Source organism: Mucilaginibacter sp. P4_G9, assembly GCF_056400985.1.
The window spans coordinates 1-3,187 of sequence record NZ_JBFUKF010000503.1; the positions used below are offsets into that span (position 1 = coordinate 1).

Annotated in this window: 4 protein-coding genes; 1 reads left to right on the top strand and 3 read right to left on the bottom strand. The window is 43.0% G+C overall.

Features of this window, described 5'->3' with window-relative positions; all coding sequences use genetic code 11:
* Window positions 1–327 precede the first annotated feature (327 nt).
* The 3 genes from AC1DPZ_RS24495 to AC1DPZ_RS24505 form a co-directional block, all read right to left on the bottom strand.
* Window positions 328–2,112 carry a PQQ-dependent sugar dehydrogenase gene (locus AC1DPZ_RS24495; protein ID WP_477408395.1) on the bottom strand — a complete coding sequence of 595 codons (1,785 nt, stop codon included), beginning with the start codon at window positions 2,110–2,112 and terminating at the stop codon, window positions 328–330.
* Between the two features lie 215 nt (window positions 2,113–2,327).
* Complete coding sequence (locus AC1DPZ_RS24500) at window positions 2,328–2,561, bottom strand: type II toxin-antitoxin system HicA family toxin (protein WP_477408397.1); 234 nt, start codon at window positions 2,559–2,561, stop codon at window positions 2,328–2,330.
* Window positions 2,558–2,785, bottom strand: a complete 228-nt coding sequence (locus tag AC1DPZ_RS24505) for a type II toxin-antitoxin system HicB family antitoxin (protein WP_477408399.1) — start codon at window positions 2,783–2,785, stop codon at window positions 2,558–2,560. The genes AC1DPZ_RS24500 and AC1DPZ_RS24505 overlap by 4 nt, the downstream gene beginning before the upstream one ends.
* Window positions 2,786–2,924: 139 nt before the next feature.
* Here AC1DPZ_RS24505 and AC1DPZ_RS24510 point away from each other — a divergent pair.
* Window positions 2,925–3,187, top strand: a 263-nt coding sequence (locus AC1DPZ_RS24510) for an amino acid permease (RefSeq protein WP_477408401.1), incomplete at its 3' end; no start/stop codon positions are given.

Sequence of the window (3,187 nt, forward strand, 5' to 3'; positions counted from 1 at the left end):
CAATATTATTTTTATCAATAACTGCAAGTTTGGTTCCCTTATGATCTTTGATCACGCCAGATGAGTCAATAAAGATCTCCTGATTTTTACCCACATGCGTTTGGCCTGCAACATTATTAATAATGCCGGTAGTAAATGTTGCTATTAAAATGAATAGAAGCTGTAATTTTTTCATGATGCTTATCTTTTTGATTTAACTCAAAATTGATCTTTATATCACTTAAATTTACTGATTAACAGCACTTTAAAATATGATATTGCTCATGAAATCCTCACAGGGGAGGGTTATTTATATGCAGCTATAATCAACCAGCAAGCCGGTACCACTTATTTTATTCCCAGGCTTGCCCTTACCTGTTTAACCTCTGATGCGGTTACCAGGTTGCTGTTGTTGCCAAAATTACTGCGGATGTAGGTAAGCACCGCCGCAATTTCCGCATCGCTTAAAAAATTATGCTTGGGCATTACGCTGTTATAGGGTCGGTTTTTAACTTTAATCGGTCCTTCAAGACCATTCAGCAATACCCGGATAGCCGGTTCTTTTTGCATATACTTACCCCCCGTAACCCACTCCGATCCATTTAGCGGCGGGAACAGGTTGCCATCCCCTTTCCCGTCTTTTTGATGGCAGCCTACGCAATAGGTATTATATACTTTGATTCCCCCTTTAAGCATACCGGTAGCAATGTTATTGCGAATCCTGTCGGGTATTTTAAAGTTCGGCAGTTTTTTGCGAAGTTCCATTTTAGCAAGCTGGGCACCGGTAAATTTGGTTTTGTCGCCCTCATAAAAAATACGCCATACCCGTCCTTTTTCGGTATCGCTTACATATAGTGACCCATCGGGACCCATAGACAAGCCCATTGGCCTGCAAACCGCCTCACTAACACTTGCTACCGTAGTAAGCCCGGCAAAACCATCGGCAAATATTTCCCAGGGACCGGCGGGTGCTCCATTTTTAAACGGAACAAACGCCACAAAAAAGCCTGCCTGTGGATATGGTGAGCGGTTGGTTGAGCCATGAAGGGCCACAAATGCACCATTCTTATACCTCGCCGGAAACTGGTTGCCGGTATAAAACAACAGGTCGTTGGGCGCCCAATGCGCCTGGAAAGCAATTAAAGGCTGTGCATATTTTGCGCCATTGCCTGCTTTTTTGCCATCGCCCCCATACTCGGGGTTTAGCAGCTTTTTATGACGAATAGGATCATAATAATAATACGGCCAGCCTACGTCTGTACCCTGCTTAATCTTCACAAATTCCTCGGCAGGCAATACAGCACTTTGCCATGCATTGAATATTTTGGGGAACAGCAAATGCAGGTCGTCTCTACCGTGGGCAACCGCATACAGGCAATTATCAGCAGTATTCCAGTCCATAGCCACCACACTGCGTAAGCCCGTAGCATAGCGGATGCCGTCCTTTTGCTCCTGGTTGGGTTTGGCCTCGTCAAATTGCCAGATGCCCCCATACTCCTGTAATAAAGGGCAGCCCTTAATACCCGGCGAACCGGGTACCCGGTTTTGCTCCTGGCAGGCGTTTGATGGCGCGCCAAAAGCTACATACATATGCCCGGCATTATCAAAGGCCAGGGGTTTGGCATCATGCTCGTGCTCACCATGCGTATCATGCAATATCAATTCAAGCGGGCCATCGGGCACCAATGTATTCGGGTTTAGTTTGGTTCGAAAAACATTCATTTCCGAGCTGAAATACAGGTAGCCGTTATGGATGCGCATAGCCGTACCATAGGACCCTTTATCTTCATAATTAGCAAATTTTTGAATGATGTCAGCTTTACCATCGCCATCGGTATCGCGAGCGGCAACATTGCCGCCAATAGTATCCGGGAAGCGAAGTTTTACATAAATATCGCCGTTGCTGTTCACCGCCAGGTGCCGCGCCCGGCCTTCCAGGCTATCAATCACTACAACAGCTTTAAACTTACCGGGGAGGTATAAGCCTCCGTTTTTTACGTCGGCGGTAAGTGTTTTATGCTTTTTTATTACGAGTGAGAAGCTGAGCATGGCCAAAGCCAATAAGATCATACAAATAACGGGTATCGGTTTATGAACCAGCTTTTTTAAAAATAAAAGATTGTATTTCTTCATCAGGGGGGTAGAGGGATAAATATAGTTAGAGTTGGCTGCTATCCATGTTGCATAAAACTTGTCGGTATTAAAAGGAATCAGTAGGGTAAATGTTTAAATAATTTACCGAAAGTTAGGGTAAATGGGTAATGCAGGAGATGCACCTTTAACCGTCGATTAAGCCCTTACCGAAAATTGCATTCTTCGGCCAGGTACGGGAGAAACTCCGGTTAAAATCAACGAACCAATTTATCAAAGTCTTCGATGGATATTATAACATCTTCCCTTAGTATTTTTCTTAGTAACCCTTTAGGTAAAGGCTCATTTTTATGAACAGGTATAGTAGTCACCCTACCATCCGGATGTTTCATTCTGTGATGTGAGCCTTTTATTCTAATAACAATAAATCCCAGACTTTCAAGCAGTGATACCATTTGCTTACCGCTTACTACCGGTAATTTATCACTCATGCAGATATTGGAATATTGATTTCCATCTCACGTACCCCTATAAACTGATTAATATTTTCAGTGGTTTGTTCTTCCATGCAAAGCTCAATAACCTCTCTTAAATTTTCGAGTGCCTCATCAATTGTGTGTCCGTAGGAATGGCACCCTCTAAAAGTAGGGCACGAAACAATGTAAACTCCATCTTCGTCTATTTCAACAACTACCGGAAAATGATATGTTTTCATATATGCGCTTTGTAAACAAATTTAATATTAATTTTTAAGATTTGAAATTGAATGCTGGCACATGCGTTCAAAGGAGTAACAATTTTACCTCTCGTATTTAATAAAAACCTTATCTTATCATCCTTAATGATCTACAGCCATGCCCGCATCACAAAAAAAATTAGGTTTATGGACAAGCACCTCCCTGGTGGTGGGTAATATGATAGGTGCCGGGGTATTTTTAATGCCTGCAGCTATGGCTTCTTTTGGCAGCATTGGTTTGCTGGGCTGGGTATTTTCGGCGGTAGGCTCATTTTTTCTGGCAAAAGTTTTTAGTAATATGAGCAAGCTCCTGCCACATGCAACGGGCGGCCCCTATGCTTTTACGCGTTATGGACTGGGAGATTTTGCAGGCTTTTTAGT